The following is a 23,175-nucleotide window of genomic DNA, read 5'->3' as shown; positions in this document are numbered from 1 at the left end:
TGTGGTCACGAACATGCTTACATGGCCTGCACTCCTCTTCGCTCCATCGCTGCTGCTCGGGTTCCTGAGCGTGAACTACGCGCTCGTCGAGCCGTCGTGCCATCTGCAAAGCATGGCCCTGCTCAATGGCGTCAGTGCGGTGAGTCTCGCGGTCAGCGTGATCTGCACGGCGCTCGCATTCGGCCGATGGCGATCCGCGCGACGCCAGGCCGATCCATCGGCGCCCGGCCTGACGTCCCAGCAAGGGTTCTTCGCTGCCGTCGCAACGGGCGTCGGCGCGCTTTCGTCGCTGGCCATCTTCGCTATCTCGCTACCGCAATGGCTGCTTTCCGCGTGTTGATTCTCTTCGCCGCCGTGCTGTTCGCCGATCCGGCATCGGCGCATGTCGCCACGCCGGCCGCGAGCGACGCGCAAACCTTCGGCTGGACGTTCGAGCCGTGGGTCGTCGTGTTGCTTGCGTTGAGCATCGGGCTTTATATCGCCGGCTATGCGCGGTTGCGTCATCGCGGATCGCGGGGGCGCGCGGACCGGTCGATGCGCCTTGCCGCGTTCGTCACCGGATGGATCGCGCTCGTCATCGCGCTGGTTTCGCCGTTGCATGCGCTCAGCGAAGCGCTGTTTTCCGCGCATATGCTGCAGCACGAAATCTTCATGCTGGTGGCCGCGCCGCTGCTCGTGATTGGCCGGCCGCTCGCGGTGTGGATCTGGGCGTTTCCGCCGCGCGCGCGGGCGCGCATCAGCATGGCGACACGCAGCGCGTGGATCGGATCGCCGTGGCGATGGCTGACCCTCCCCGCCGTCGCCTGGGGCCTGCACGCCGCCGCGCTATGGTGCTGGCACGCGCCGCGTTTCTTCGAGGCCGCGCTGGCGAGCGAATGGGTGCATACGTTCCAGCATGCGAGTTTTCTCGGCAGCGCGCTGCTCTTCTGGTGGACCGTCTTCCGTCCCGCTGCCGCCGATGGCTCGCGCACCCACAGCGCACACGCCATGCTCTCCCTCTTCACGACGATGGTCCACACCGGCGCGCTCGGCGCGCTGCTGACGCTCGCGCCGGCCGTGTGGTATCCGTCGTGCATCGAAAGCACGCTTGCGCTGGGCTTCGATCCGCTGCAGGACCAGCAACTCGGCGGCCTCGTGATGTGGGTGCCGGGCGGTCTGGCGTATCTCGTCGGCGGGTTATTGATCGGCGCACGCTGGCTGGCGAGACAGCCCGCCCGCGAGCTGACGAGCGTGGTGCGAACCGCCGTGCCGGCGCACGAGGAGCCCTGACATGCACGCGATATCACGACGCTGCCGGCAGGTGATCGTCTTCGCCGTTCTGGGGATAAGCGCCAGCGTGACGCTTGCGGCGCCATCGGCAGATCTCGTTGCGCGCGGCGCGTACATCGCGAAACTCGGCGACTGCGCGGGTTGCCACACCGCGCCGAACAAAGGCGCGCCGTACGCGGGCGGCCTGGGCATGGCGTCGCCGTTCGGGACCATCGTCAGCAGCAACATCACGCCCGATCCCGAGACGGGGATCGGCAAATACAGCTACGAAGACTTCGCGAAGGCGCTGCGTGAAGGCGTCGCGCCGGGCGGCAAGGGGCTTTATCCGGCGATGCCCTACACGTCCTTCGTGAAGATGACCGACGACGACGTGCGCGCGCTCTACGCCTACATGATGCATGGCGTGCCGCCAGTGCATTACCGTCCGCCGCCGACCGACGTGCCGTTCCCGTTCAATCAACGATGGGCGCTTCGCGTGTGGCGCGCGGCGCTCGCACCGAAGGACGTTTTTACGCCGCGGCCCGATCGCGATGCGACGTGGAATCGCGGCGCATATCTCGTGCAGGGGCTCGGGCATTGCGGAGCGTGTCATTCGCCGCGCGGCCCGGCGTTACAGGAGCGCGGCTACGATGAGTCGTCGAAAACGTATCTATCGGGCGGCGTCAACGACAACTGGTTCGCGCCGAATCTTCGTGGCGATCCCGGCTCGGGACTCGGGCGGATGTCGCGCGAAGAAATCGCGACCTTGCTCAAGACCGGTCAGGGCGGCGGGACGGCGGCTATCGGCAGCATGGTGCAGACGATCGAGGACAGCCTGCAGTACGTTAGCGACGACGATCTGCTCGCGATCGCGACGTACCTGAAGAGCCTGCCGGCGACGGGTGCGGCGGACGGCTCGTATGATCCATCGAACGCGAAGCCCGGCCACCTCAAGACGCGTGCGCCCGACGTGCCGCCGGGTCAGGGCGCGGGCGTCTACGCGACGTTCTGCGCGCAGTGTCATCTGGACACGGGTGAAGGCGTGCCGAAGGTGTTTCCGAAGCTGGCGGGTAATCAGGCGGTCATCAGCGACGATACGACTTCACTGATTCGACTGCTCGTCGAAGGCGGGAACAGTCCCGCGACCAAAAATGGACCGCCGCGCCAGAACATGCCGGGGTTTGCGGGCAGATTGTCGGATTTGCAGATCGCGCAAGTGCTCAGTTACGTCCGTTCGTCGTGGGGAAATGACGCACGCCCCGTGACGACGAACGACGTGGCTTCGTTGCGCAGCAAGCTGCATAAGTAAGCGGGAACAGCGGGTACGGACCTTACTTGCGCCCGTTGCGCCACTCCGCATACTCGCCGAGCGTCGCCTCGTTCGGCGGATACGTGCCGCGCAATGCCGCGCCGGCCTCCACGCGCATCGCGATGAATTCTTCCAGCCGTTCCTGCTCCGCCGCATCCTTCGCCACCTGCTCGGCCATATGACGCGGCACGATGACCACGCCATCCACATCGCCGACGACGATATCGCCCGGATAAACCGCCACGCCGCCGCACGCGATCGGCACGTTCATATCCACCGCGTGATGCTTCGCGAGATTCAGCGGCGCGCTCGCGCCCGCGCAGAACAGCGGCAAGCCGATATCGCCGATGGTCCCGCTATCGCGCACGCAGCCATCCGACACCATGCCCGCGACGCCGCGCACCTTGAGGCGCGTCGTGAGAATCGAACCGGTCGATGCCACCGTGCGATCGCCGCGACAATCCTGCACGAGCACGCTGCCGGGCGGCGCGCTCTCGACGGCCTTGCGCTGCGGATGATCGGGGTTCTGAAACACGCCGAGGTGATCGATATCCTCGCGCGCCGGAATGTTGCGCAGCGTGAACGCCGGTCCGACGAGGTTCGGCGCGCCCTTCGCCGGTTTCACGAGCGGCGCGACGCCTTGCAGGAATACGTTGCGCAAGCCGCGTTTGAAGAGTTGCGTCGTGAGCGTCGCGGTGCTGACGTGGCGCAGCAGTTCGAGCGTCTCGCCGGAGACGGCGATGTCCTGAGTCGTCATATCGATGATCCCGTTCAGTGGATTTCAGGCTCGCCGCCATCCGCGACGGAGCGTTCTTCGAGGAAGTCGAAGTCGCAACCCCTGTTCGCCTGCGTCACGTGCAGTTGATGCATCACGCCGAAGCCTCGTTCGAACGGCCGCTTGGGCGGCGCCCACGCGGCTCGGCGGGCGGCGAGTTCATCGTCGCCGACGTCGAGATGCAGCCTGCGCGCGGGCACGTCCAGTTCGACGATATCGCCGTCCCGCACCAGCGCGAGCGGCCCGCCCACGAACGATTCCGGCGCAACGTGCAGCACGCACGCGCCGTAGCTCGTGCCGCTCATGCGCGCATCGGAGATGCGGACCATGTCGCGCACGCCCTGTTTCAGAAGCTTTTGCGGAATCGGCAACTGGCCCCACTCCGGCATGCCGGGCGCGCCGACCGGTCCCGCATGCTGGAGCACGATGACGGAATCGGCGGTCACGTCGAGCGCTTCATCGTCGATGCGCGCGGCCAGGTCCGCGTAGTCCCTGAACACGACCGCCGGCCCGCGATGCTTAAGCAGATGCGCTTCCATCGCCGCGGGCTTGATGACGGCGCCGTCGGGCGCGAGGTTGCCGGTCAGCACGGCGAGGCCATCGTTCGGCACGAGCGGGTTGTCGCGCCGGCGAATGACGTCGTCGTCGAAAATCTCCGCGCCCGCGATGTTCTCGCCGAGCGTCGCGCCATTGACGGTGAGCTGTGCGCCATCGATCAGATCGCCCAGCTCCGCCAGCAGCGCCCGCAAACCGCCCGCGTAGAAAAAGTCCTCCATCAGATACTTGCCCGCCGGACGCACGTTGCCGATGACAGGCGTCACGCGCGCGAGTTCGTCGAAGCGCGCGGTCGTGAGCGGCACGCCCGCCCGGCGCGCGACGGCCACCAGATGCACGATCGCGTTGGTGGAACCGGACAACGCGAGCACGGTGGTGACGGCGTTGTCGAACGACTTCGCCGTGAGCACGTCCGACGGCTTCAGATCCGTCCACACCATCTCTACGATGCGCTGCCCGGTCAGCGACGCGAATTGCGCATGCCGCGAATCGACGGCCGGAATCGACGCGAAGCCGGGCAGCGTAAGACCGAGCGATTCGGCGGCGCTCGTCATCGTGGAGGCGGTGCCCATCGTCATGCAATGACCCGGCGAGCGCGCGATGCCGCTTTCGACGCCCTTCCACTCGTCCTCGGTGATCCTGCCCGCGCGCAATTCGGCCCAGTATTTCCACGTGTCGGAGCCGCTGCCGAGCGTGCGGCCGTTCCAGTTGCCGCGCAGCATCGGGCCGGCGGGGAGGAAGATCGCGGGCAGATTCATGCTGATCGCGCCCATCAGCAGGCCGGGCGTGGTCTTGTCGCAACCGCCCATCAGCACGCAGCCATCGAATGGGTAGGACCGCAGCAGTTCCTCGACTTCCATCGCGAGGAAGTTGCGGTAGAGCATCGTCGTCGGCTTCTGGAACGGCTCGGCCAGCGTCATCACGGGCATTTCGACGGGAAAGCCGCCCGCCTGCCAGACGCCGCGTTTGACTTCCTCGACGCGCTGCTTGAAATGCGTGTGGCAGGGGTTGATCTCGCTCCACGTATTGACGATGGCGATGACCGGCTTGCCCATGTAATCGGACGGGTGATAGCCCATCTGCGCCGTGCGGGAGCGGTGGCCGAAGGAGCGCAGATCGTTCACGCCATACCAGCGATGGCTGCGCAACGCTTCCGGCTTCTTGCGGATGGTCAAGTCGTAGGCCAAGCGATGTCTCCTCGCGCGTAACGTCTCCACTTCGATGTGGGCGATGGTAGCGTGGCCGACCGGCGTCGTCGCTTGGGGTTTTTGCGAGAACGCTTAATTTGCGATGAGGAAGGCTCGGGCGGCTGGATGCGAAGCCGGGCGCGTCATCCCGCTATCAGCGGCGCGGTCAAGATGAGCGCGCACTCGGTGAGAAACGAACCGAGGCCCACGCCGATCAGCAGGCGCGCAACATACGTCCAGACGCGGCGGTCGACGTTAGCCGCGCATCGCCACGCCGCCGTGCACCACGCGAGATACAGCGCCCCGCACCCGGCAAATAGGCCAAGCATGCCGGGCCAGAACCAGATGGTCATCAGAAGGAACGATTCCGGCGGGACGCCGGTGCCCCACAGGTACAGATAGACGGCCCACCATGCGAGATGCAACGGCAGGCCGAGCAGCCACCAGACTTTCCAGAAGCGTTCTTCCCCGCGCCAGGCCTTGCGCAACATGCGTCGTCTTATCGTGGAATGAGGTCCGCATTTTACTTCACGCGGGGCGGCGGACGGCCCGCCATCGACGAAAGTAACGACTAGGTTCTTCAGGCTTTTCAGCGTTTTGCGTTGCAGCAAGCGCCGCTTTCTTTCGAATTGCTTTCTGGACTCAGGCTCGCCGCTCGGTCAGCATCTGGCTCGCAAAATCGCCGTGATGCATGGCAAGCGCGCGCAGCGACGGCCACATGTGCATGTAGTGAACCATGAAGCTGTCCGGCTTCTGCAACTGATACGGCGTGTTCAACGTGATGCAGTCGACGAGTTCCGCGTTTGCCATGCCGTGCCGCGCGAGCACCTTGATGAACGCGTCCTGATCGCCGCCGCTCGCGTACGTCGACGACTTGTCCGCGACGCCGCCGATAGCCTGCTCGACTTCCCCGATAGCATCGAAGTTCGCCTGCGTGCGTCGAAAGCCCATGATGCCCGAGTTGAACTGCCAGCTCATGTCCATCGCGATGAGGCGATCGCGATTCGCGAGCAGCGCATCGAGCGGCATCGATTGATCGACGACGGGCACCTCCGCATCGATCCACATGACCCACTCATGCGCAGGCAAATGGCGGCGCAGCACCCACGGCTTCAGCCAGTTGCCGCTCGCGTTCTGTCCGGCCTCCTGCGGCGCATCGCGGTACGCATGCAATGCGTAGCCATGACGCGCGCAATAGCGGCGCAGGTTGCGCTCGGCGATCTCGCCATACGCGGATGTTCGGCGTGTAAAGGACGACCAGCGCGATCGGCGCGGCGGGATTCAGCGCCCCGTAGGGCGTATCGCCTGCTTGCGATTCGGGCTGCGGCGGAGACGGCTGCGCAGATCGTTACACATCGACCGCGCCGTGTACCTCAAATGAAGAAGGGCTGCGCCGAGCCCTTCTCACATCACGCCTTAGCGCTCCATCGTCCCCATGTCGATCACGAACCGATACTTCACATCGCTCTTCAACATGCGCTCGTAAGCGGTATCGATCTCGTCCATGCGGATCATTTCGATGTCCGACGTAATGCCATGCTTGCCGCAGAAATCCAGCATTTCCTGCGTCTCCGCGATACCGCCGATCAGCGATCCCGCGAGCGAGCGCCGCTTGAAAATCATGTTCATCACCGACGGCGACGGATGCGGATGCTCCGGCACGCCGACCAGCGTCATCGTGCCGTCGCGCTTGAGCAGCGCAATGAACTGGTCGAGGTTGTGCGACGCCGCCACCGTGTTCAGGATGTAGTCGAAACTGTTCGCGTGCGCGGCCATCTGGTCCGGGTCCTTCGACACGACGACCTCATGTGCGCCAAGCCGCTTCGCATCTTCGGTCTTGTTCGGCGACGTGGTGAAGAGCACGACATGCGCGCCCATCGCCGCTGCGATTTTCACGCCCATATGTCCCAGGCCGCCCAGGCCCACGATGCCCACTTTGTCGCCCGGTTTCACGTTCCAGTGGCGCAGCGGCGAATACGTCGTGATGCCCGCGCACAGCAGCGGCGCCACCGCGGCCAGTTCGAGATTCTCGGGGACGCGCAGCGTGAAAGCTTCATCGACGACGATCGACGTCGAATAGCCGCCGTAGGTCACGCCGCCCGTTTTTTTGTCCGGCGAGTTATACGTTTGAATGAAGCCGTCCGGACCTTCGCAATACTGTTCGAGACCTTCCTTGCAGGATTCGCAGACGCGGCACGAATCGACCATGCAGCCGACGCCCGCGAGATCGCCCGCCTTGAACTTCGTCACCTCCGATCCGACTTCCGCCACGCGCCCGACGATCTCGTGACCCGGCACGACCGGATAGTTCGTGCCGCCCCACTCGTTGCGCGCCATGTGCAGATCGGAGTGGCAGACGCCGCAGAAAAGAATGTCGATGCGCACGTCGTTCGGGCCGACGTCGCGGCGTTGAATCTCGAGCGGGCCGAGCGGCTTGTCGGCTGCGGATGCTGCATACGAATACGCTTTGAACATGGACGAATTTCCTCTTTGATTTGTGTGTATCGGCATGAGACTCGCGTCTTTAACTGTTGCGAAGACGCAGCCAGATCAGGCGGGTCCGCGCCTGTTGCGCGGCATTTTATGTGCGGGAGCGAACCTTCGCCACCACGCTTTGCATCCGTTGCTGCTTCGTTGCCGATGCCGCCGATACTTCGGCGTCAGAACGCAACCTCATTACTGTATGCCTATCGGAATATCTCTGCATGAATGGCGGGGCGGCAACACATGCGCCCCTCCTTAAGCGGGACTATTCGAGAGCGAACGGGCGTCATAACGTTGTCACGAACGTGCCGGCACCGTATCGGAACCACAAAGAGGGCGAGACCATGCAAGCGAATGCGACGAGGGTGCACATCGATCTACCGGGCGGAACCGTCACCGCCGAGTTCCATCCCGACACGGGACGGCTCAGGATATTGCAGGACGACATGCTGCGCGTCGAGCTCTTTCCGCCGCACTCTTGGTTCACGGTGGCGTCGGTGGCGGGCAACAGCCGCTGGGGAACGCGGCCGCGCGAAGCGGATCTTTATCTCGTGCTGGAGAGCTTCGTCATGCAGCGCTTCGGCATGTCGGCGCTGAACAAGGACGTGCCGTGCGCGCATTGGACGCCCGGGCCACGCGGCTACGACTTGCGCGACGACCGCCGCGTGCGCTGATAGAAACCGTTCGGCTTCGTCTTGACCCACTCGACGAAGCCGCGCACGGTGTCATCGGCAAGCAGTGCTTCGACGGTAGAGAACTGCTGCGCCAGTTGCTTCTCGGTGAACAACGCATGCAGTTGCCGATGACAAATACGATGAAACACCGCCGTCTGCTTGCCGCCCTGCGACTTCGGCACGAGATGATGCAAGTCGCGCTCCGAAGGCGGCACGGGACGGCCGCACAACGCGCAGACTTCTTCCTGCGGCGGGTGATACCACGGTTCGGGCGCGCGCCTGGGCATCGTGCTGATCGGTCGGACAAAGTGGACGATTCAGTCTACCGCTCATCGCGCGATGATGCCGCCGGCCGACACGTGGCATCATTGAGACGCTGTCGCCCTCCACGCATGCTCACGCCGGAGACGTCATGGAAGTGACCATCAGCGAATTGACAGGCCTGCTCGCGGAACTCGAATGGGAAGATCCCGTCGATTACGGCGATCTGCCGTTCGGTGAACCCGAATTGCGCAGCCTCGTGTTGACATCGCTACTGGAGAAGCATCGGAACCTGCAGGCCAGCGGCCTCAATGCGGGCGATGTCAATCTCACCTACATGCTCACGACCGCGCTGCTCTTGATCGAAAACCTGGTATTGCACGCACGGCTGCTTCTGCTGCAAGGGCAGCGCATCGACGTCAATGCGCTGCTTCGGAAATACTCTGGGGGATGAAGGCGCGTCAGCCGATCGCGCGCTTTGGCGGCGTGTAGCCCGGAATCTGGCTCAACGCCTGATGACACGCCGCCGACAACGCGGCCAGCCGATCCACGCTCTCGCGCATCTGCCGATGCGTCCGCGCAATGTCCTCGCGCAATATATCGAGCCGGGGCGTGATGGTGTCCGCCATCGCATCGCCTACCGCGCCGCATGCAAGCAGCGTTTGCGCGTCGTCGTGGGCCTCGCGCAGTTCCATCACGTTGACGCGATTCTGCGCGCACACGCGCGCATGTGTGTCAGCGAGACCGCCCAGGCCCATGTCGCGCATGCGCTCGACGAACTTGCACATCGACTTCATCGCCGTTTCGGCGGCGTCGTAAGCCATGAACTGCACATCGTCGATATGCAGGGACAGACGGCCTTCCGGTGATTCGAATTCGAGCTTGGTGCGCATGGCGGGCAACGCGGTGAGTTGAGTTGCCGAGATTCTAGGCAGCCACCCTGCGCCGGCACGTAGGAGCAGGACGAATACCCGGCCCGCGTTCGAATTCAGTCCGTTTCGCGCCGCGTCACGCCCTGGCTGCGGCTGGCTCGATCGATGTCGCGCCTTCCGCAACATCGAGACCCCAGTCGCCGCACTCGTACCAGTCTTCGCCCAACAGTTCGGCCGGATGCTGCGTGCGGTTCGATCCGTTGCCGCAGCGCATGGCGTCCGCCGCGCAATAATGGTCGCAGCCCCAGCAATTGCGCTCAGGGTGCTTCGGATGAAGGGGAAATCGCTTGGCCATGGTGCATGCTCTTCGATTGATCGCCTTCAGCGTATGACGCTAGCGGCCGCGCGCTCTTTGGACGACTTCCATTCGATGAGCGCACCGCAGAAACGCGGCGTTGCGACACGAAGCGTCAATCAGCACCCGGCTGCCGCCGTCTTCGTCGTGCCCGTGAGGAGCAGTTCGATCAACTCACGCACGCTGCGAATCGCGGCGCCGAACGGCAGTTTTTCGCGGCCACGGAAGAAGAGTCCGTTGCCGACATCGCCGCGCAGCGCCGCCGCAAGCCGCGTATCGATACAAAAGTGACCGAACTTCTCGATGCCGTCGCGCAGACCGCACACGCTGAGGCATTCGAGCGCGGTCGGGCAAGTCTGCTTGCGTGCGCCGATCTTCGTGCGGATGCGGTCCTCGTTGCGCAGATAGCGCATGAGCCACGGCGTCTTGACCGCACGCGCCGGCAATCCCGTGACGCTGACGAACTCGACGATGTCTTCCGGCGTCGCTTCCGCCAGCACGCGTTTGAACTCCGGGTGCGCGTCGCCTTCCTCCGTGACGGCGAACGGCGTGCCGATCTGCACGCCATTCGCGCCCGCCGTCAGCCATGCGCGCACCGCCTCGTGACTGTTGATCCCGCCCCCGACGATCACCGGCACGTCCGAGCGCGCGATGCCGAGTGTCGCAAACACGGCTTCCAGTTCTTCGAGCACGCGGGCGAATTCGAAGCGCTCGTTGTTCATATCCGCCACGTCGGTCACGCCAAGGTGCCCGCCCGCATGTGCCGGATGTTCGATCACGATCGCATCCGGCAAGCGCCCTTTCTTCATCCACTTCTTGAGGACCAGATTGACGCCACGGCTGTCGGAGAGAATGGGGATCAGCGCGATATCGTGGCCAGCCGTGAGATCGGGCAAGTCGAGGGGCAGGCCGGCGCCCATCACGATGGCGTCCGCGCCTTCCTCGCAGGCCACGCGCACGTAATCGGCGTGCGCGCTGACCGCTTTCATCACGTTCACGGCGATCATGCCGCGCCCTTCCGACAACGCTCGCGCACTGCGAATCTCGCGTGCAAGCGCGGTGAGATTGGCCTGTTCCAGCGTCTCGCGCGAAGGATCGGCCTTGCACGCCGCGGTCAGATCCGCGTGATGATGACGCAAGTCGATGCTCGCGATCGTCCCGACGGCGCCTTCCCGCGCGACGCTGCCCGCAAGCCGGTGCGCCGAGATGCCGACGCCCATGCCGCCCTGCACGATGGGTAGCACGCTGCGCCCGCGAATTTTGAGCGGCGCGAAGCCGTGATACGCGGACGTCGAAGAAGACGAAGTTTCAGCTTGATTTCGATTCATGATGTGACTGCGTGACAAAGCGCTCATGACATGCTCGACGCATGAGGCGTTCAATTGGATTCGGAAAGCACGGACGCGGCATCGCGCCCGGCTGCATAGAGCGCGACCTGAACGCGGCTCGTGAAATTGAGCTTGCGCAGAATGTTCCGCACGTGGATTTTGACGGTGCTCTCCGCGAGCGACAGCGTGCGCGCGATTTCCTTGTTGCTTCCGCCGCGCGACAGTTCGCGGATGATGTCGCGTTCGCGCGAGGTCAGCGGATCGGCCGCCGCCGATGCGCTGACGACCGGCGCGGCGTCGCCTTTCATCGCTGGCGCCGGACGGCGCATGCTCGCGACGAGCTTGACGGTCATGTCGTCGGCGATGACGGGCTGGCCCGCCGCCGCCTTGCGAATGGCCGCCGCGAGCGTGTCGGCTTCGATGTTCTTCAGCAGATAGCCGGATGCGCCGTCGCGCAGCGCGACAGCGAGTTCATCGACATCTTCGGAGACCGTCAGCATGACCACCGCTGTCTGCGGCAAGTCCTGCACGAGCAGCCGCAAGGTTTCAAGGCCCGACAGCCCCGGCATGTTGATATCGAGCAGGATCACATCGGGGCAGAACTGTTTCGCCCGCTTGATGCCCTCCAGCCCGTCCGCCGCTTCACCGACGATCTCGAAATCCGGCGTGCGCTGCAGCAGCGCGCGCACGCCCGAGCGGAACAGCGTGTGATCGTCGATGAGCAGGATGCGTATGGCCATGATGAGAAGCGTCAGACGGCCTGACGCGCGTGAGTGGGCAGCACGAGTTCGACGCGCGCGCCGCGCCCCGGCGATCCGGTCAGTTGAAGCGTGGCTGACAGCCGTTCCGCGCGCTCTCGCATGATGTGAAAACCCACGTGCCTTTCGTCGAGGAAACCCATATCGTCAGGATCGTAGCCCTGGCCATCGTCTTCGACCAAGAGCCGGAATTCGCTATCGTTGACGATCGTCACATGAACTCGACTTGCTTCGGCATGCTTGCGCACGTTCGACAACGCTTCCTGCAGGATGAAAATGATCTGTAATTGATGATCCGCCGCAAGCGGCGGCCCGCCCGCTTCGCGATACTCCAGCGCCACCGCTATGCCCGCCTGCGATCGGAAGCGCTCCATCGTGCTTTCCACCGCATACCGAAACTTGCCGCTGCCGAGCTTCGAGCGGAAGTTGTTGAGTAGTTCGCGCACGTCGTCGTAGCTTTCCGCGACGCCGCCCTGCAGCAGCGGCACGATCTCGCGTATTTCGTCCATGCGTGCGTCGCGGGCGGCGGCGTCGAGCAGATGCACCTGCATCTTGAGGAAGTTGAGACTTTGCGCGATGCTGTCGTGCAAGCCCTGAGCGACGAGGTTCCGTTCTTCCGATACCGCGAATTGCCGTTCGAGCGCCGCTAGCCGGCGGTTCTTGAGCGCAGTGCCGAAGTGCTTGCCGAGCGTTTCCAGCAGCTTCATCTCGGATGCGGGGATCGGGCGCTTCGTGTCGAAGTGCAGCGAGAACGAGCCGAGCTTCTCGCCCTGCGACACGATGCCGAACGCGGCCACGCCCGCCGATGCGTCGATCTGACACGGCCGCCGACTCATGCGCCCCGCATCGTGGATGACGCCCGCGCCTTGCGTCGCGGCGTCGCCGCACAGGCAATCGTCGACGGGCATGCAGCGTTCGGCGTCGAGCAGTTCGGGCGGCACCCCGTGGGATGCAACGAGATGCAGGCGATCGTCCTCGTCGGAAACGAGGCGGACGGTCGCACCCGATGCGTCGAACTGATGCGTCAGACGCGCGATGAAACCGTCGCACAGCGCGGGCACGTCGTTGGGCAAATTGAGGAACGCAGTCATCTCATACAGCGCGGTCAGCTCGCGATTCTGCGCCGCAAGCTCCGCCGTCTTCGCTTCGACACGCCCGGCCAGATCGCCGTAAAGCGCCTGCAATTCGGCGGCCATCTGGTTGAAGCCTTCGGCCAGATTCCCGAACTCATCGTGCGATTCGACCGGTAGCCGTACATCGAATTCGCGCCGCTGGATGCGCGCGAGTCCGTCCTGCAAACGCTGCACGGGCGCGACAAACCACAGATACAGCAGATACACGATCGCCACCGTGCCAAGACACGACAGCGCCGCGAGCGCCATCTGCGAGGTGCGCAGCCACGCGGTCTTGCGCGCGTTCTCCTGTTCGATGAGCTTGACGAGCGTGTCGGCGCCCGCGACGAACGAAGGCAACCCCGCCAGATAGCGCGATGCGTTCGCCGTATCGCGCGCCGCAGGTTCCAGGCGCTTGTGCCACGCATCGGCGACGCTGCCGAATTGCTGGCGAATGCCCGCATCGTCGGGAAGGAAAAGCGGACGCGCCGCATCGCCGCGCCGCAGACGATCGAGCGTGGCGTTCATCAGCGCGATGTGCTCGTCCGCCGCCGCTGCGTTGCCATCACGCTGCGCCGAGAGCAGCGCAATGCCGACTGCGTTCGCGCGCATGCGCAAGCTGCCGGCATCGTTGATCGCGGCGCCCGCGCCCTGAAGCTGCCACGAGAGCCACAGCGTGCCGCCGATCATCGTCAGCACGAGCACGAGCGCCACCGCTGACAACATGACGATGCGGGTGGCGAGCCGCTCGCGCATCGGTGGATGAACCGCGACCGTCTCCATGTTCAGCGGCTGCGCACGAGCTGCCACGCGCGCGCGACGTACGTCACCGACGCGAAGCCGCTCCATACGTGCACGAGGCGCGTAAACGGAAAGATCACGAACAGGCTCATGCCCATGAAGAGATGCACGCGGAACAGCAGCGGCGCGTTCGCGACATGGCTCGCGGCATCGCCCTGGAACGTGAAGATATGCTGCGCCCAGGTCATCAGGCTGACCATCATCGCGCCGTCCATGTGGCCCGCGGATTCGCCGATAGTCGACAAACCGAGCAGCAGCGTGACGAAAATCCACAGCAGCAGCACGCGGTCGCCGGTCTTCGTGACGGCGGAAAGCCGCGCGCTAGTCAGACGGCGATGCAGCAGGATCACGAGGCCCGCGAGACACATCGTCCCCATCACGCCGCCGGCGATCATCGCGACGGCCTGCTTCACGCTATGCGCGACGCCGAGCCAGTCCCATACCGCGACGGGCGTGAGCAGGCCGAACAGATGCCCGAAAAACAGCCCCAAAATGCCGATATGAAAGAGGATGTTGCCGAGCCTCAGATTGCCGCGCTCGATGAGTTGCGTGCTATCGGCTTTCCAGCTGTATTGCTCGCGCTCGAAGCGCATCAGGCTGCCGAACAGAAAGATGCACGCCGCGATATACGGATAGATGCCGAACAGAAAGGTGTTCATCGTGCCTCCTTTACGGTCGGATGAAAACGGATAGTCTGCGTTGAAGCACCACGCGACGGCACGAGCAGCGGCTCGACGCCATCGTGACCGGGGCCGAACATTTCGAGCGCCTCGTCCATGTCGCGCACGGGCGGTTGCGTGAGCGGGCGAGGCTCGACGGAAGCGAGCGTGCGCAGCACGTCGAACACGCCCGCATAAGGACTCTCGTTCTTCGCCAGCCGCTCGCCGATCGCGTTCAGCACGTGAATCGCTTCATCGAGCAGCGACTGCGCCTTCGCGGGATCGATGAGACCGAGCACTTCGAGAAAGAGCGGCACGTAGTCCGGCAATTCGTTGCTCGTCACTTCAAGCCCGAGCGCACGATACTCGTCGATCAGATCGACCATCGCGGGGCCGCGGTCGCGGCTTTCGCCGTGCACGTGCTCGAACATGTGCAGCGATTGCGACGGCGTGCGATCGAAGGTCGCGACGTAGGTCTCCTGCGATTCGATCAGCGAGCGCGACTTCAGCGCATCGACGAGCGGCGACAGGCTCGCCCGCGCACGCGGCGACGCAGCGAGCGCGGCTTCGATTTCCGGCAGCGCATCGATCAGCGCGGCTTCCGGATAGTCCAGCAAAGCGGAAAGTGTGGGATAGAGCGACATCGTCATTCCTTCGTTAGACGCCTTTCTTGCGCGATTTCGGCAAGTCCGCGTAAGCGAACTCGCCCCGCGCCCGCGTGCCGAACAGCGATCCATTCGATACACCCGGCGAACAGCCGTTGCCGAATGAGAAACCGCAACTGCCCTTCTCGTCGAAGCTGTCCTCGGCCATTTCCTTGTGCGACGACGGCACGACGAAGCGGTCCTCGTAATTGGCAATCGCCATCAGCTGATACATGTCTTCGACTTGCGACGCGGTGAGACCCGCATCGCGCAGAATTGCATCGTCGGCCACGCCATGCACCGTTTCCGCACGCTTGTAGGCGCGCATCGTCAGCATGCGGCTGAGTGCATCGACAATCGGCGCTTCGTCGCCCGCCGTCAAGAGATTGGCGAGATAGCGCATCGGAATGCGCAGGCTCTGAACGTCGGGGATCATGCCGTTCATGCCCATATGGCCGGCGTCGGCGGCGGATTGAATCGGCGAGAGCGGCGGCACGTACCAGACCATCGGCAGCGTGCGGTATTCAGGATGCAGCGGAAACGCGATCTTCCACTCCACCGCCATGCGATACACCGGCGAGCGCACCGCGGCATCGAGCCAGCTTTGCGATATGCCCTGACGCAGCGCTTCCGCTTGCACGTGCGGATCGTTCGGATCGAGGAACACGTCCAGTTGCGACTGATACAGGTCCGTCGTCCGCTCGACCGATGCCGCCTGCCCGATGCGATCCGCGTCATACAGCATCACGCCGAGATAGCGGATGCGCCCCACACACGTCTCGGAACAGACGGTCGGCTGGCCCGCTTCGATGCGCGGGAAGCAGAACACGCATTTTTCCGCCTTGCCCGACTTCCAGTTGAAGTACATCTTCTTGTACGGGCAACCGGAGATGCACATGCGCCAGCCACGGCACTTGTCCTGATCGACGAGCACGATGCCGTCGTCCTCGCGCTTGTAGACCGAACCGGACGGGCACGACGCCACGCAAGCCGGATTCAGGCAATGCTCGCACAGGCGCGGCAGATACATCATGAAGGTGTTCTCAAAGCTCGAGTACATCTCCTTCTGCACGTTGTCGAAGAGCTTGTCGCGGCTGCGCGAAGCGAACTCGCCGCCGAGGTCGTCTTCCCAGTTCGGCCCCCAGTGGATCTTGTCCATCTTCTTGCCGGTGATGGCCGATACCGGGCGCGCCGTCGGCGGCGTCTGCGACAGCGGCGCTTTCTGCAAGTGCTCGTAGTCGTAGGTGAACGGCTCGTAATAGTCGTCGATGGCGGGCAGGTTCGGATTCGCAAACATGTTGGCCAGCACCTTCAGCTTGCCGCCCTGGCGCGGCTCGATGCGCCCGTCGCTTTTGCGCGCCCAGCCGCCGTTCCACTTCTCCTGGTTCTCCCATTCCTTCGGGTAGCCGATGCCCGGCTTCGTCTCGACGTTGTTGAACCACGCGTATTCGACGCCATCGCGCGACGTCCACACGTTCTTGCACGTCACGGAGCACGTATGACAGCCGATGCACTTGTCCAGATTCAGGACCATCGCCACCTGGGCGCGGATCTTCATGATGCTGCTCCTTCCTTGAGCGGGCCTTCGAGCCAGTCCACTTTCTTCATCTTGCGCACGATCACGTATTCATCGCGGTTGCTGCCCACGGTGCCGTAATAGTTGAAGCCGTACGCCTGCTGCGCGTATCCGCCGATCATGTGCGTCGGCTTCAGCACCGTGCGCGTCACCGAGTTATGGATGCCGCCACGCATGCCGCTCGTTTCCGCGCCCGGCACGTTGATGATCTTTTCCTGAGCGTGATACATGAGGCACATGCCGCGCGGCACGCGCTGGCTCACCACGACGCGCGCCGTCAGCGTGCCATTCGTGTTGAACACTTCGACCCAGTCGTTATCGGCGAGTCCGGCTTCTTTCGCTTCCGCCTCGGATACCCACACGTGCGGCCCGCCGCGCGACAGCGTGAGCATGCGCAGGTTGTCCGTATAGGTCGAATGAATACCCCATTTCTGGTGCGGCGTGATCCAGTTGAGTACGAGCTCGTGCTCGCCGTTGGACTTCGCACCGAGCATCGGCGCGATGGTCTTCGTATCGATCGCGGGCTTGTAGACGCACGAACCTTCGCCGAAATCCAGCATCCAGCGATGATCCTGATAGAACTGCTGCCGGCCCGTCAGCGTGCGCCAGGGAATCAGCTCGTGAACGTTGGTATAGCCCGCGTTGTAGCTGACTTCCTCGGATTCGAGGCCCGACCACGTCGGCGCGGAGATGATCTTGCGCGGCTGCGCCTGCACGTCGCGGAAACGGATCTTGTCGTGCTCGCGGCCCGCTGCCAGATGCGCATGATCGCGGCCCGTGATCTTCGAGAGCGCTTCCCACGCCTTCACCGCAACGTGGCCGTTGGTTTCGGGCGCGAAGGTGAGGATCATCTCGGCGGCATCGACGGCTGTTTCCAGACGCGGGCGGCCCTGCTTCTCGCCGGACAGCGCCGCGAGTTCACGCACTTCATGCGCGGTGTTCCAGTTGATGCCCTTGCCGCCGTTGCCGAGCTTCTCCAGCAACGGTCCCACCGATGTGAACTTGTCGTAAATCGCGGAGTAATCGCGCTGGACGAGCGTCATCGACGGCGCCGTCTTGCCGGGAACCAGATCGCATTCGCCCGCGCGCCAGTCCTTCGGCTCGAACGCCTGACCGAGTTCGCCCGGCGTGTCGTGCATCAGCGGCGTGGTCACGATGTCGGTGCGCGTGCCCAGGTGCTTGCCGCCGATTTCCGCGAACTTCTTTGCGATGCCCTTGTAGATTTCCCAGTCGGTCCTGCTTTCCCACAACGGCTGCACCGCTTCAGACAGCGGATGAATGAACGGATGCATGTCCGACGTGTTGAGGTCGTCCTTTTCGTAGAACGTCGCGCTAGGCAGCACGATATCGCCATAGAGACACGTCGTGCTCATGCGGAAATCGAGCACGGTCAGCAGATCGAGCTTGCCTTCGGCGGCTGCGCGCAGCTTCACTTCGCTGGGCTTGATCGCGGTCGATTCATCATCGAAAAGCGCGTTCTGCGTGCCGAGCAGATACTTCAGGAAGTATTCGTGTCCCTTGCCCGAACTGCCGAGAATGTTCGAGCGCCACACGAACATGTTGCGCGGAAAATTCGCGCGATTGTCGGGATCGTCGCATGCGAAGTTCAGCGCGCCGGACTTCAGTTGCTCGACCGTATATTCGACCGGATCGCGGCCCGCGCGCTTCGCGGCATCCACGATATCGAGCGGATTCGCGCCCAGTTGCGGCGCGGACGGCAGCCAGCCCATGCGCTCGGACTTCGCGTTGAGGTCGATCATCGAGAGATTCGCGTAGCGCGACCGATCCGCGTCCGGACCGAGAATCTCGCCGACGCTCACCTTCTCGTGCCGCCACTGGCTCGTGTGGTTATAGAAGAACGATGTGCCGTTCATCTGACGCGGCGGGCGCGACCAGTCGAGCGCGAACGCGAGCGGCGCCCAGCCGAACTGCGGACGCAGCTTTTCCTGGCCGACGTAATGCGCCCAGCCGCCGCCGCTCTTGCCGACGCAGCCGCACATCATCAACAGGTTGATGATGCCGCGATAGATCATGTCGTTGTGATACCAGTGATTCAGCGCCGCGCCGACGATCACCATGCTCTTGCCCTGCGTGCGATCCGCATTGTCGGCGAACTCGCGCGCCACCTGAATCACAAGATGACGCGGCACCGTCGTGTGCTTTTCCTGCCATGCGGGCGTATAGGGCACGTCGTCATCAAACGATGCCGCGACGTTCGGGCCGCCAAGCCCTTGATCGACGCCGTAGTTCGCGAGTTGCAGGTCGTAGACGGTCGCGATCAGCGCCGGCGACCCGTCCGCGAGCGTGATGCGCTTCACCGGCACGCGCCGCGCGAGCAAGCCTTCGTGTTCGCCGCAGAAGTACGGGAAGCTCACATCGACGACGTCATCCTGCGCGCCGATCATCGACAGGCGCGGGTCGATTTCGCGGCCCGAGCCGGCATCGTTCTGTTCGAGATTCCAGCGGCCCGCCTTCGCCTGCTCGCCCCAGCGGAAGCCGATCGTGCCATTGGGCGCGACGATATCGCCGGTTTTCTCATCGATGACGAGCGTCTTCCACTGCGGGTTGTTCGCCTCGTCCAGGTTGTCCTGCAATTGCGAGGCGCGCAGGAATTGATCGGGCACGAGCGTGCCTTCGTGCTCGCGCAGCATGACGAGCATCGGCATGTCGGTGTACTGCTTGACGTACGCGCGGAAGTAAGCGGACTTGCCGCTCGCGTGAAATTCCTTCAGCACGACATGGCCCATCGCCATCGCGAGCGCGGCATCGGTGCCCTGCTTCGGCGCAAGCCAGATGTCGCCGAACTTCACCATCTCGCCGTAATCCGACGACACCGCCACCGTCTTCGTGCCCTTGTAGCGCACTTCGGTATAGAAGTGCGCGTCGGGCGTGCGCGTCTGCGGAACGTTCGAACCCCAGACCATCAGATAGGTCGAGTTGTACCAGTCCGCCGATTCGGGCACGTCCGTTTGTTCGCCCCAGATTTGCGGCGATGCCGGCGGCAGGTCGCAATACCAGTCATAGAACGACAGGCACGCGCCGCCGATCAGACTCAGATAGCGCGCGCCGGCTGCGTAGGAGACCATCGACATCGCGGGAATCGGCGAAAAACCGATCACGCGATCCGGCCCATACTTGGCGATCGTATGCGCGTTCGCCGCCGCGATGATCTCGGTCGCCGTGTCCCAGTCCATGCGCACGAAGCCGCCGAGGCCGCGCACGCTCTTGTAACGCTTTGCCTTCACCGGGTCTTCGCAGATGGATGCCCATGCCTCGACGGGATCGAGCGTCTTGCGCGCCTCGCGCCACATTTCGACGAGCCTGCCGCGAATCAGCGGATACTTCACGCGCTGCGCGGAGTACACATACCAGCTATACGACGCGCCACGCGGGCAGCCGCGCGGCTCGTGATTCGGCAAGTCGGGGCGCGTGCGCGGATAGTCCGTCTGCTGCGTCTCCCAGGTGATCAGGCCGTTCTTGACATAGACCTTCCACGAGCACGATCCGGTGCAATTGACGCCATGCGTCGACCGCACGATCTTGTCGTGCTGCCAGCGGCTCCGATAGCCGTTTTCCCACTTGCGGTCCTCGTCGACGACCGCGCCGTGTCCATCGGCAAACGTGGACTTGACGCGCGACATGAACTTCAGCCGGTCAAGGAAGTGACTCATCCGATTCTCCGGGCTTTGCGGCCACGCGCAGCTCTGCATGAGGCGCGCGGCGATTGAATGTATGGTCCGAGTGTAGGGGCGCTTCGCTCGCGCGCCCATTCACCGAAGGGAGCAGTTGACGTTCGTCAGGAGGCGTAGTCGTCGTGCTGATCGGCTACGCCTTTGGTAGTAGTCCGCGATCAGCAGGGCATCGGCGCGTTGCGGCGCGCATAGCACTACCACGTCACCACCGCGCAGACCGCATAGAACGCGATGAAGCAATAGAGCGCCATGTCGGGCGATCCGCTCGCGCTGATCGACGTGCCGAAGCTGCGCGGAATGAAGAAGCCGCCGTAAGCGCCGATCGCACCCGCGAAGCCGAGCACCGCCGCCGATTCCTTGCCGGCCTCGTGAAGCGCCTGCTTCTTCGCGGCGTCCGTGCCGCGCGCCGACTCGCGCTGCTTCTGCGTGAGGAAGATCACCGGGATCATGCGGAACGTCGATCCGTTGCCGATGCCCGTCAGCGCGAACAGCACGATGAACATCGCGAGGAAGCCGGCGAAGCTGCCGCCCGCGCCGCCGAGCGGCAACGAGAGAATCACGCCGATGACCGCTGCGATCATCGCGATGAAGGTGTACAAGGTCACCCGCGCGCCGCCGATGCGGTCGGAGATCCAGCCGCCCAGCGGCCGCGTGAGTGCGCCGGCGAGCGGTCCGAGGAACGCATAGGCGGTCGGGTTCACGGACGGGAACTCCGCTTTCGTCAGCAACGCGAGGCCGGCCGAGAAGCCGATAAACGATCCGAACGTGCCGATATACAGCAGGCACATCAGCCAGTTGTGCTTGCGCTTGAAGATGACGGCTTGCTCGGCGAAGGATGCCTTCGCATCGGCGATATCGTTCATGCCGAACCACGCGGCGAGCGCCGACACGACGATGAACGGCACCCAGATGAAGCCCGCGTTCTGCAGCCAGACGCTGCGCTCGACGCCGTTGACCGCGTAGCTATGCCCTTCGCCGCCGAGCGCGCCGAAGACGGAAGCCGCGATCACGAGCGGCGCGACGAACTGCACAACCGACACACCCAAATTGCCGATGCCCGCGTTCATGCCGGTGGCGAAGCCCTTCTTTGCCTTCGGGAAGAAGAAGCTGATATTCGCCATCGACGAACTGAAGTTCGCGCCACCCAGGCCGCATAGCAAGGCGAGCGCGAGCAGCGTCGGATAGCCGGTCGACGGGTCGCGCAGCGCGAAGCCCATGCCGAGCGCGGGAATCAGGAGGCTCGCGGTTGAAAAGGCGGTGAAGCGCCGGCCGCCGAAGATCGGCACGAGAAACGAATAGAAGATGCGCAGCGTCGCGCCCGATAGCGCGGGCAACGCAGTCAGCCAGAACAACTGGTCCTTGGAAAAGTGGAAGCCGCCTTTGTCGAGATTGACGGCGACGACGCTCCACAGCGACCACACCGCAAAGGCCAGCATCAGCGCCGGAATGGAGATCCACAGATTGCGGCGTGCGATGGTTTCGCCGGTCTCTTGCCAGAAGCCCGCGTTGTCGGGCTCCCATTGAGTGAGTAGATAGCGTGACATGAGATGTGCTCGATGATGACGGCGCGGCTTTCGTTCGAGCCGTGCCCTCGGTTGCGTCAGGCAACGCGCCCGATGCGGTCTGACTTAAAGGTGAAATGCATGCAGATGAGACTGACTGCGGTTGCGCCGAACATCAGCATGAAACAAGTGGTGCGTATGCCGGTGATATCCATCAGGATGCCGAATAGAATCGGCAGGAGGAAGCCGGCAAGACCGCCCGCGAGTCCGACGACGCCCGATACCGCGCCGATGTTCGACGAGAAATCGTCGGAGATGAACTTGAACACCGACGCCTTGCCGACGGCCATCGCCACGCCCACGACGAACATGACTACGGTGTAGGCAGCCGGTCCCATCGCGATATGGAAGGTGCGCGGGCCGCCGCTCGTGTGGATGGTGAAATCGGTGACCGGATAGCTCAGGACGAAGAAGCAAGCCAGCGTAACCCACATCACGAGCCATGTCGTGCGATGTGCGCCGAAGCGGTCGGACATCCAGCCGCCCAGCGCGCGCAGCACGCCGCCGGGCAGCGAGAAGCACGCGGCCAGGAACGCCGCCTGTTCGATACGGAAGCCATACTGGTTCACGTAGTACTGCGGCATCCACAGCGACAGGCCGACGTAGCCGCCGAACACGACGGAGTAGAACTGCGCGTACCGCAGCACGCGGCGATCCCTGAGCACGGCCATCTGCGCGGCGAAGCTCTGCGCTTTCGCGCCGCGATGCACCGGGTTCGACGCCGACAGCAGCCAGAACAGGATCGCGGTGACGGCCATCGCGATGGAATAGACCTTCGGCACGATGGTCCATGTGCCGGCGGCGAGCATCATCGCCGGGGCGACGAACTTGTTCAGCGCGGCGCCGGAGTTGCCCGCGCCGAAGATGCCCATCGCGAGGCCCTGTCGCGACTTCGGGAACCAGCGCGCGACATAGGGCGTCCCCACGGAAAACGACGCGCCCGCGACACCTACAAAGAGGCCGAGCACGAGGAACTGCCACAGTTCCGTCGCATAGGTAATGAGCCAGATCGGCACGATGGTGACGGCCATCGTGCAGAAAAACACGACGCGCCCGCCGAAGCGATCGGTCCAGATGCCGAGCGGCACGCGGGCAAGCGAGCCGGTAAGCACGGGCGTCGCGGCGATGAGACCGAATTCGGTGTCGGTGAGATGGAGTTGCTGCTTCAGCGGAATGCCGAGGATGGCGAACATCATCCAGACGGCGAAGCAGATGGTGAAGGCGAACGTGCTCGCAGAGAGCACGCGCCAGGCAGTGGTATCGGTCGCGGCCGAAGACGCGGCAGGCGGGTTGACGACGCTCATCGTCCTATCCTCGTGATGA

22 protein-coding genes are annotated in these 23,175 nt (G+C 64.0%); 5 read left to right on the top strand and 17 right to left on the bottom strand.

Annotated features, from left to right (window positions below; genetic code table 11):
- The first annotated feature begins 13 nt into the window (after positions 1-13).
- Genes BG57_RS23935 through BG57_RS23925 form a run of 3 tightly spaced genes read left to right on the top strand, consistent with a single transcriptional unit; the run spans position 14 to position 2,557 of the window.
- Positions 14-340: a hypothetical protein gene (locus BG57_RS23935; RefSeq protein WP_035968806.1), complete on the top strand. Its 327-nt coding sequence runs from the start codon at positions 14-16 to the stop codon at positions 338-340.
- Entirely contained in the window at positions 319-1,269 is a 951-nt protein-coding gene (locus BG57_RS23930; RefSeq protein WP_035968776.1) for a cytochrome c oxidase assembly protein, read from the top strand. The genes BG57_RS23935 and BG57_RS23930 overlap by 22 nt, the downstream gene beginning before the upstream one ends.
- Before the next feature lies 1 nt (position 1,270).
- Entirely contained in the window at positions 1,271-2,557 is a 1,287-nt protein-coding gene (locus BG57_RS23925) for a c-type cytochrome (RefSeq protein WP_035968775.1), read from the top strand.
- A gap of 22 nt (positions 2,558-2,579) precedes the next feature.
- Here BG57_RS23925 and BG57_RS23920 read toward each other — a convergent pair whose 3' ends face one another.
- The 5 genes from BG57_RS23920 to BG57_RS23900 all read right to left on the bottom strand — a co-directional run bounded on the left by BG57_RS23920 (position 2,580) and on the right by BG57_RS23900 (position 7,549).
- Positions 2,580-3,314 (bottom strand): ribonuclease activity regulator RraA, encoded by a 735-nt coding sequence (locus BG57_RS23920; RefSeq protein ID WP_035968773.1) that lies wholly within the window; start codon positions 3,312-3,314, stop codon positions 2,580-2,582.
- A 14-nt stretch (positions 3,315-3,328) separates the two neighbouring features.
- Complete coding sequence (araD, locus tag BG57_RS23915; RefSeq protein ID WP_035968805.1) at positions 3,329-5,062, bottom strand: L-arabinonate dehydratase; 1,734 nt, start codon at positions 5,060-5,062, stop codon at positions 3,329-3,331.
- A gap of 155 nt (positions 5,063-5,217) precedes the next feature.
- Positions 5,218-5,565: a hypothetical protein gene (locus tag BG57_RS23910; protein WP_035968771.1), complete on the bottom strand. Its 348-nt coding sequence runs from the start codon at positions 5,563-5,565 to the stop codon at positions 5,218-5,220.
- A gap of 151 nt (positions 5,566-5,716) precedes the next feature.
- Positions 5,717-6,247 carry a hypothetical protein gene (locus BG57_RS23905; RefSeq protein WP_052005968.1) on the bottom strand — a complete coding sequence of 177 codons (531 nt, stop codon included), beginning with the start codon at positions 6,245-6,247 and terminating at the stop codon, positions 5,717-5,719.
- A 243-nt stretch (positions 6,248-6,490) separates the two neighbouring features.
- Positions 6,491-7,549 carry an NAD(P)-dependent alcohol dehydrogenase gene (locus tag BG57_RS23900; RefSeq protein ID WP_035968770.1) on the bottom strand — a complete coding sequence of 353 codons (1,059 nt, stop codon included), beginning with the start codon at positions 7,547-7,549 and terminating at the stop codon, positions 6,491-6,493.
- 353 nt (positions 7,550-7,902) lie between these two features.
- On the opposite strand from BG57_RS23900, the gene BG57_RS23895 reads away from it, so the two are divergent.
- A complete protein-coding gene (locus BG57_RS23895) occupies positions 7,903-8,232 on the top strand; it encodes a hypothetical protein (RefSeq protein ID WP_052005971.1) in 330 nt (109 codons plus the stop codon).
- Here the strand turns inward: BG57_RS23895 and BG57_RS23890 are convergent.
- On the bottom strand, positions 8,199-8,519 hold the full coding sequence (locus BG57_RS23890) for an HNH endonuclease (protein ID WP_035968769.1): 321 nt from the start codon (positions 8,517-8,519) through the stop codon (positions 8,199-8,201). The two genes, BG57_RS23895 and BG57_RS23890, sit on opposite strands and share 34 nt — an antisense overlap.
- Before the next feature lie 125 nt (positions 8,520-8,644).
- On the opposite strand from BG57_RS23890, the gene BG57_RS23885 reads away from it, so the two are divergent.
- Positions 8,645-8,947 carry a hypothetical protein gene (locus BG57_RS23885; RefSeq protein WP_035968767.1) on the top strand — a complete coding sequence of 101 codons (303 nt, stop codon included), beginning with the start codon at positions 8,645-8,647 and terminating at the stop codon, positions 8,945-8,947.
- Between the two features lie 7 nt (positions 8,948-8,954).
- Here BG57_RS23885 and BG57_RS23880 read toward each other — a convergent pair whose 3' ends face one another.
- The 11 genes from BG57_RS23880 to BG57_RS23830 form a co-directional block, all read right to left on the bottom strand.
- Positions 8,955-9,386: a hypothetical protein gene (locus BG57_RS23880; protein WP_035968765.1), complete on the bottom strand. Its 432-nt coding sequence runs from the start codon at positions 9,384-9,386 to the stop codon at positions 8,955-8,957.
- A 115-nt stretch (positions 9,387-9,501) separates the two neighbouring features.
- On the bottom strand, positions 9,502-9,720 hold the full coding sequence (locus tag BG57_RS23875; RefSeq protein WP_035968764.1) for a DUF3079 domain-containing protein: 219 nt from the start codon (positions 9,718-9,720) through the stop codon (positions 9,502-9,504).
- 119 nt (positions 9,721-9,839) lie between these two features.
- Positions 9,840-11,048 carry an NAD(P)H-dependent flavin oxidoreductase gene (locus BG57_RS23870; RefSeq protein WP_052005970.1) on the bottom strand — a complete coding sequence of 403 codons (1,209 nt, stop codon included), beginning with the start codon at positions 11,046-11,048 and terminating at the stop codon, positions 9,840-9,842.
- 50 nt (positions 11,049-11,098) lie between these two features.
- The gene (locus BG57_RS23865) at positions 11,099-11,788 is read right to left on the bottom strand and encodes a response regulator (RefSeq protein ID WP_035968762.1); all 690 of its coding nucleotides are present in this window, start codon (positions 11,786-11,788) and stop codon (positions 11,099-11,101) included.
- An 11-nt stretch (positions 11,789-11,799) separates the two neighbouring features.
- Entirely contained in the window at positions 11,800-13,674 is a 1,875-nt protein-coding gene (locus BG57_RS23860; protein ID WP_081850974.1) for a type IV pili methyl-accepting chemotaxis transducer N-terminal domain-containing protein, read from the bottom strand.
- A 29-nt stretch (positions 13,675-13,703) separates the two neighbouring features.
- On the bottom strand, positions 13,704-14,378 hold the full coding sequence (gene narI / locus BG57_RS23855) for a respiratory nitrate reductase subunit gamma (RefSeq protein ID WP_035968761.1): 675 nt from the start codon (positions 14,376-14,378) through the stop codon (positions 13,704-13,706).
- Complete coding sequence (gene narJ / locus BG57_RS23850; protein ID WP_035968800.1) at positions 14,375-15,022, bottom strand: nitrate reductase molybdenum cofactor assembly chaperone; 648 nt, start codon at positions 15,020-15,022, stop codon at positions 14,375-14,377. Before narJ ends, narI begins: the two co-directional genes overlap by 4 nt.
- Before the next feature lie 13 nt (positions 15,023-15,035).
- Entirely contained in the window at positions 15,036-16,580 is a 1,545-nt protein-coding gene (narH, locus tag BG57_RS23845) for a nitrate reductase subunit beta (protein ID WP_035968760.1), read from the bottom strand.
- A complete protein-coding gene (locus BG57_RS23840; RefSeq protein ID WP_035968797.1) occupies positions 16,577-20,269 on the bottom strand; it encodes a nitrate reductase subunit alpha in 3,693 nt (1,230 codons plus the stop codon). Before BG57_RS23840 ends, narH begins: the two co-directional genes overlap by 4 nt.
- A gap of 215 nt (positions 20,270-20,484) precedes the next feature.
- The gene (locus BG57_RS23835) at positions 20,485-21,834 is read right to left on the bottom strand and encodes a NarK family nitrate/nitrite MFS transporter (RefSeq protein ID WP_052005967.1); all 1,350 of its coding nucleotides are present in this window, start codon (positions 21,832-21,834) and stop codon (positions 20,485-20,487) included.
- 56 nt (positions 21,835-21,890) lie between these two features.
- Positions 21,891-23,156, bottom strand: a complete 1,266-nt coding sequence (locus BG57_RS23830) for an MFS transporter (RefSeq protein ID WP_035968759.1) — start codon at positions 23,154-23,156, stop codon at positions 21,891-21,893.
- Positions 23,157-23,175 lie beyond the last annotated feature (19 nt).

Origin of the sequence: Caballeronia grimmiae (assembly GCF_000698555.1) — a bacterium.
Taxonomy (GTDB): Bacteria; Pseudomonadota; Gammaproteobacteria; order Burkholderiales; family Burkholderiaceae; genus Caballeronia; species Caballeronia grimmiae.
This window is presented reverse-complemented; position numbering and strand designations above follow the sequence as displayed.

Coding starts and splice junctions, on each gene's coding strand:
- BG57_RS23870 (WP_052005970.1), bottom strand. CDS start 11,048: ATGAATCGAAATCAAGCTGAAACTTCGTCTTCTTCGACGTCCGCGTAT.
- BG57_RS23930 (WP_035968776.1), top strand. CDS start 319: ATGGCTGCTTTCCGCGTGTTGATTCTCTTCGCCGCCGTGCTGTTCGCC.
- BG57_RS23890 (WP_035968769.1), bottom strand. CDS start 8,519: ATGCCCAGGCGCGCGCCCGAACCGTGGTATCACCCGCCGCAGGAAGAA.
- BG57_RS23935 (WP_035968806.1), top strand. CDS start 14: ATGCTTACATGGCCTGCACTCCTCTTCGCTCCATCGCTGCTGCTCGGG.
- BG57_RS23840 (WP_035968797.1), bottom strand. CDS start 20,269: ATGAGTCACTTCCTTGACCGGCTGAAGTTCATGTCGCGCGTCAAGTCC.
- BG57_RS23895 (WP_052005971.1), top strand. CDS start 7,903: ATGCAAGCGAATGCGACGAGGGTGCACATCGATCTACCGGGCGGAACC.
- narJ (WP_035968800.1), bottom strand. CDS start 15,022: ATGTCGCTCTATCCCACACTTTCCGCTTTGCTGGACTATCCGGAAGCC.
- narH (WP_035968760.1), bottom strand. CDS start 16,580: ATGAAGATCCGCGCCCAGGTGGCGATGGTCCTGAATCTGGACAAGTGC.
- BG57_RS23875 (WP_035968764.1), bottom strand. CDS start 9,720: ATGGCCAAGCGATTTCCCCTTCATCCGAAGCACCCTGAGCGCAATTGC.
- BG57_RS23920 (WP_035968773.1), bottom strand. CDS start 3,314: ATGACGACTCAGGACATCGCCGTCTCCGGCGAGACGCTCGAACTGCTG.
- BG57_RS23925 (WP_035968775.1), top strand. CDS start 1,271: ATGCACGCGATATCACGACGCTGCCGGCAGGTGATCGTCTTCGCCGTT.
- BG57_RS23900 (WP_035968770.1), bottom strand. CDS start 7,549: ATGTTCAAAGCGTATTCGTATGCAGCATCCGCAGCCGACAAGCCGCTC.
- narI (WP_035968761.1), bottom strand. CDS start 14,378: ATGAACACCTTTCTGTTCGGCATCTATCCGTATATCGCGGCGTGCATC.
- BG57_RS23885 (WP_035968767.1), top strand. CDS start 8,645: ATGGAAGTGACCATCAGCGAATTGACAGGCCTGCTCGCGGAACTCGAA.
- BG57_RS23865 (WP_035968762.1), bottom strand. CDS start 11,788: ATGGCCATACGCATCCTGCTCATCGACGATCACACGCTGTTCCGCTCG.
- BG57_RS23830 (WP_035968759.1), bottom strand. CDS start 23,156: ATGAGCGTCGTCAACCCGCCTGCCGCGTCTTCGGCCGCGACCGATACC.
- BG57_RS23910 (WP_035968771.1), bottom strand. CDS start 5,565: ATGTTGCGCAAGGCCTGGCGCGGGGAAGAACGCTTCTGGAAAGTCTGG.
- BG57_RS23860 (WP_081850974.1), bottom strand. CDS start 13,674: ATGCGCGAGCGGCTCGCCACCCGCATCGTCATGTTGTCAGCGGTGGCG.
- BG57_RS23880 (WP_035968765.1), bottom strand. CDS start 9,386: ATGCGCACCAAGCTCGAATTCGAATCACCGGAAGGCCGTCTGTCCCTG.
- BG57_RS23835 (WP_052005967.1), bottom strand. CDS start 21,834: ATGTCACGCTATCTACTCACTCAATGGGAGCCCGACAACGCGGGCTTC.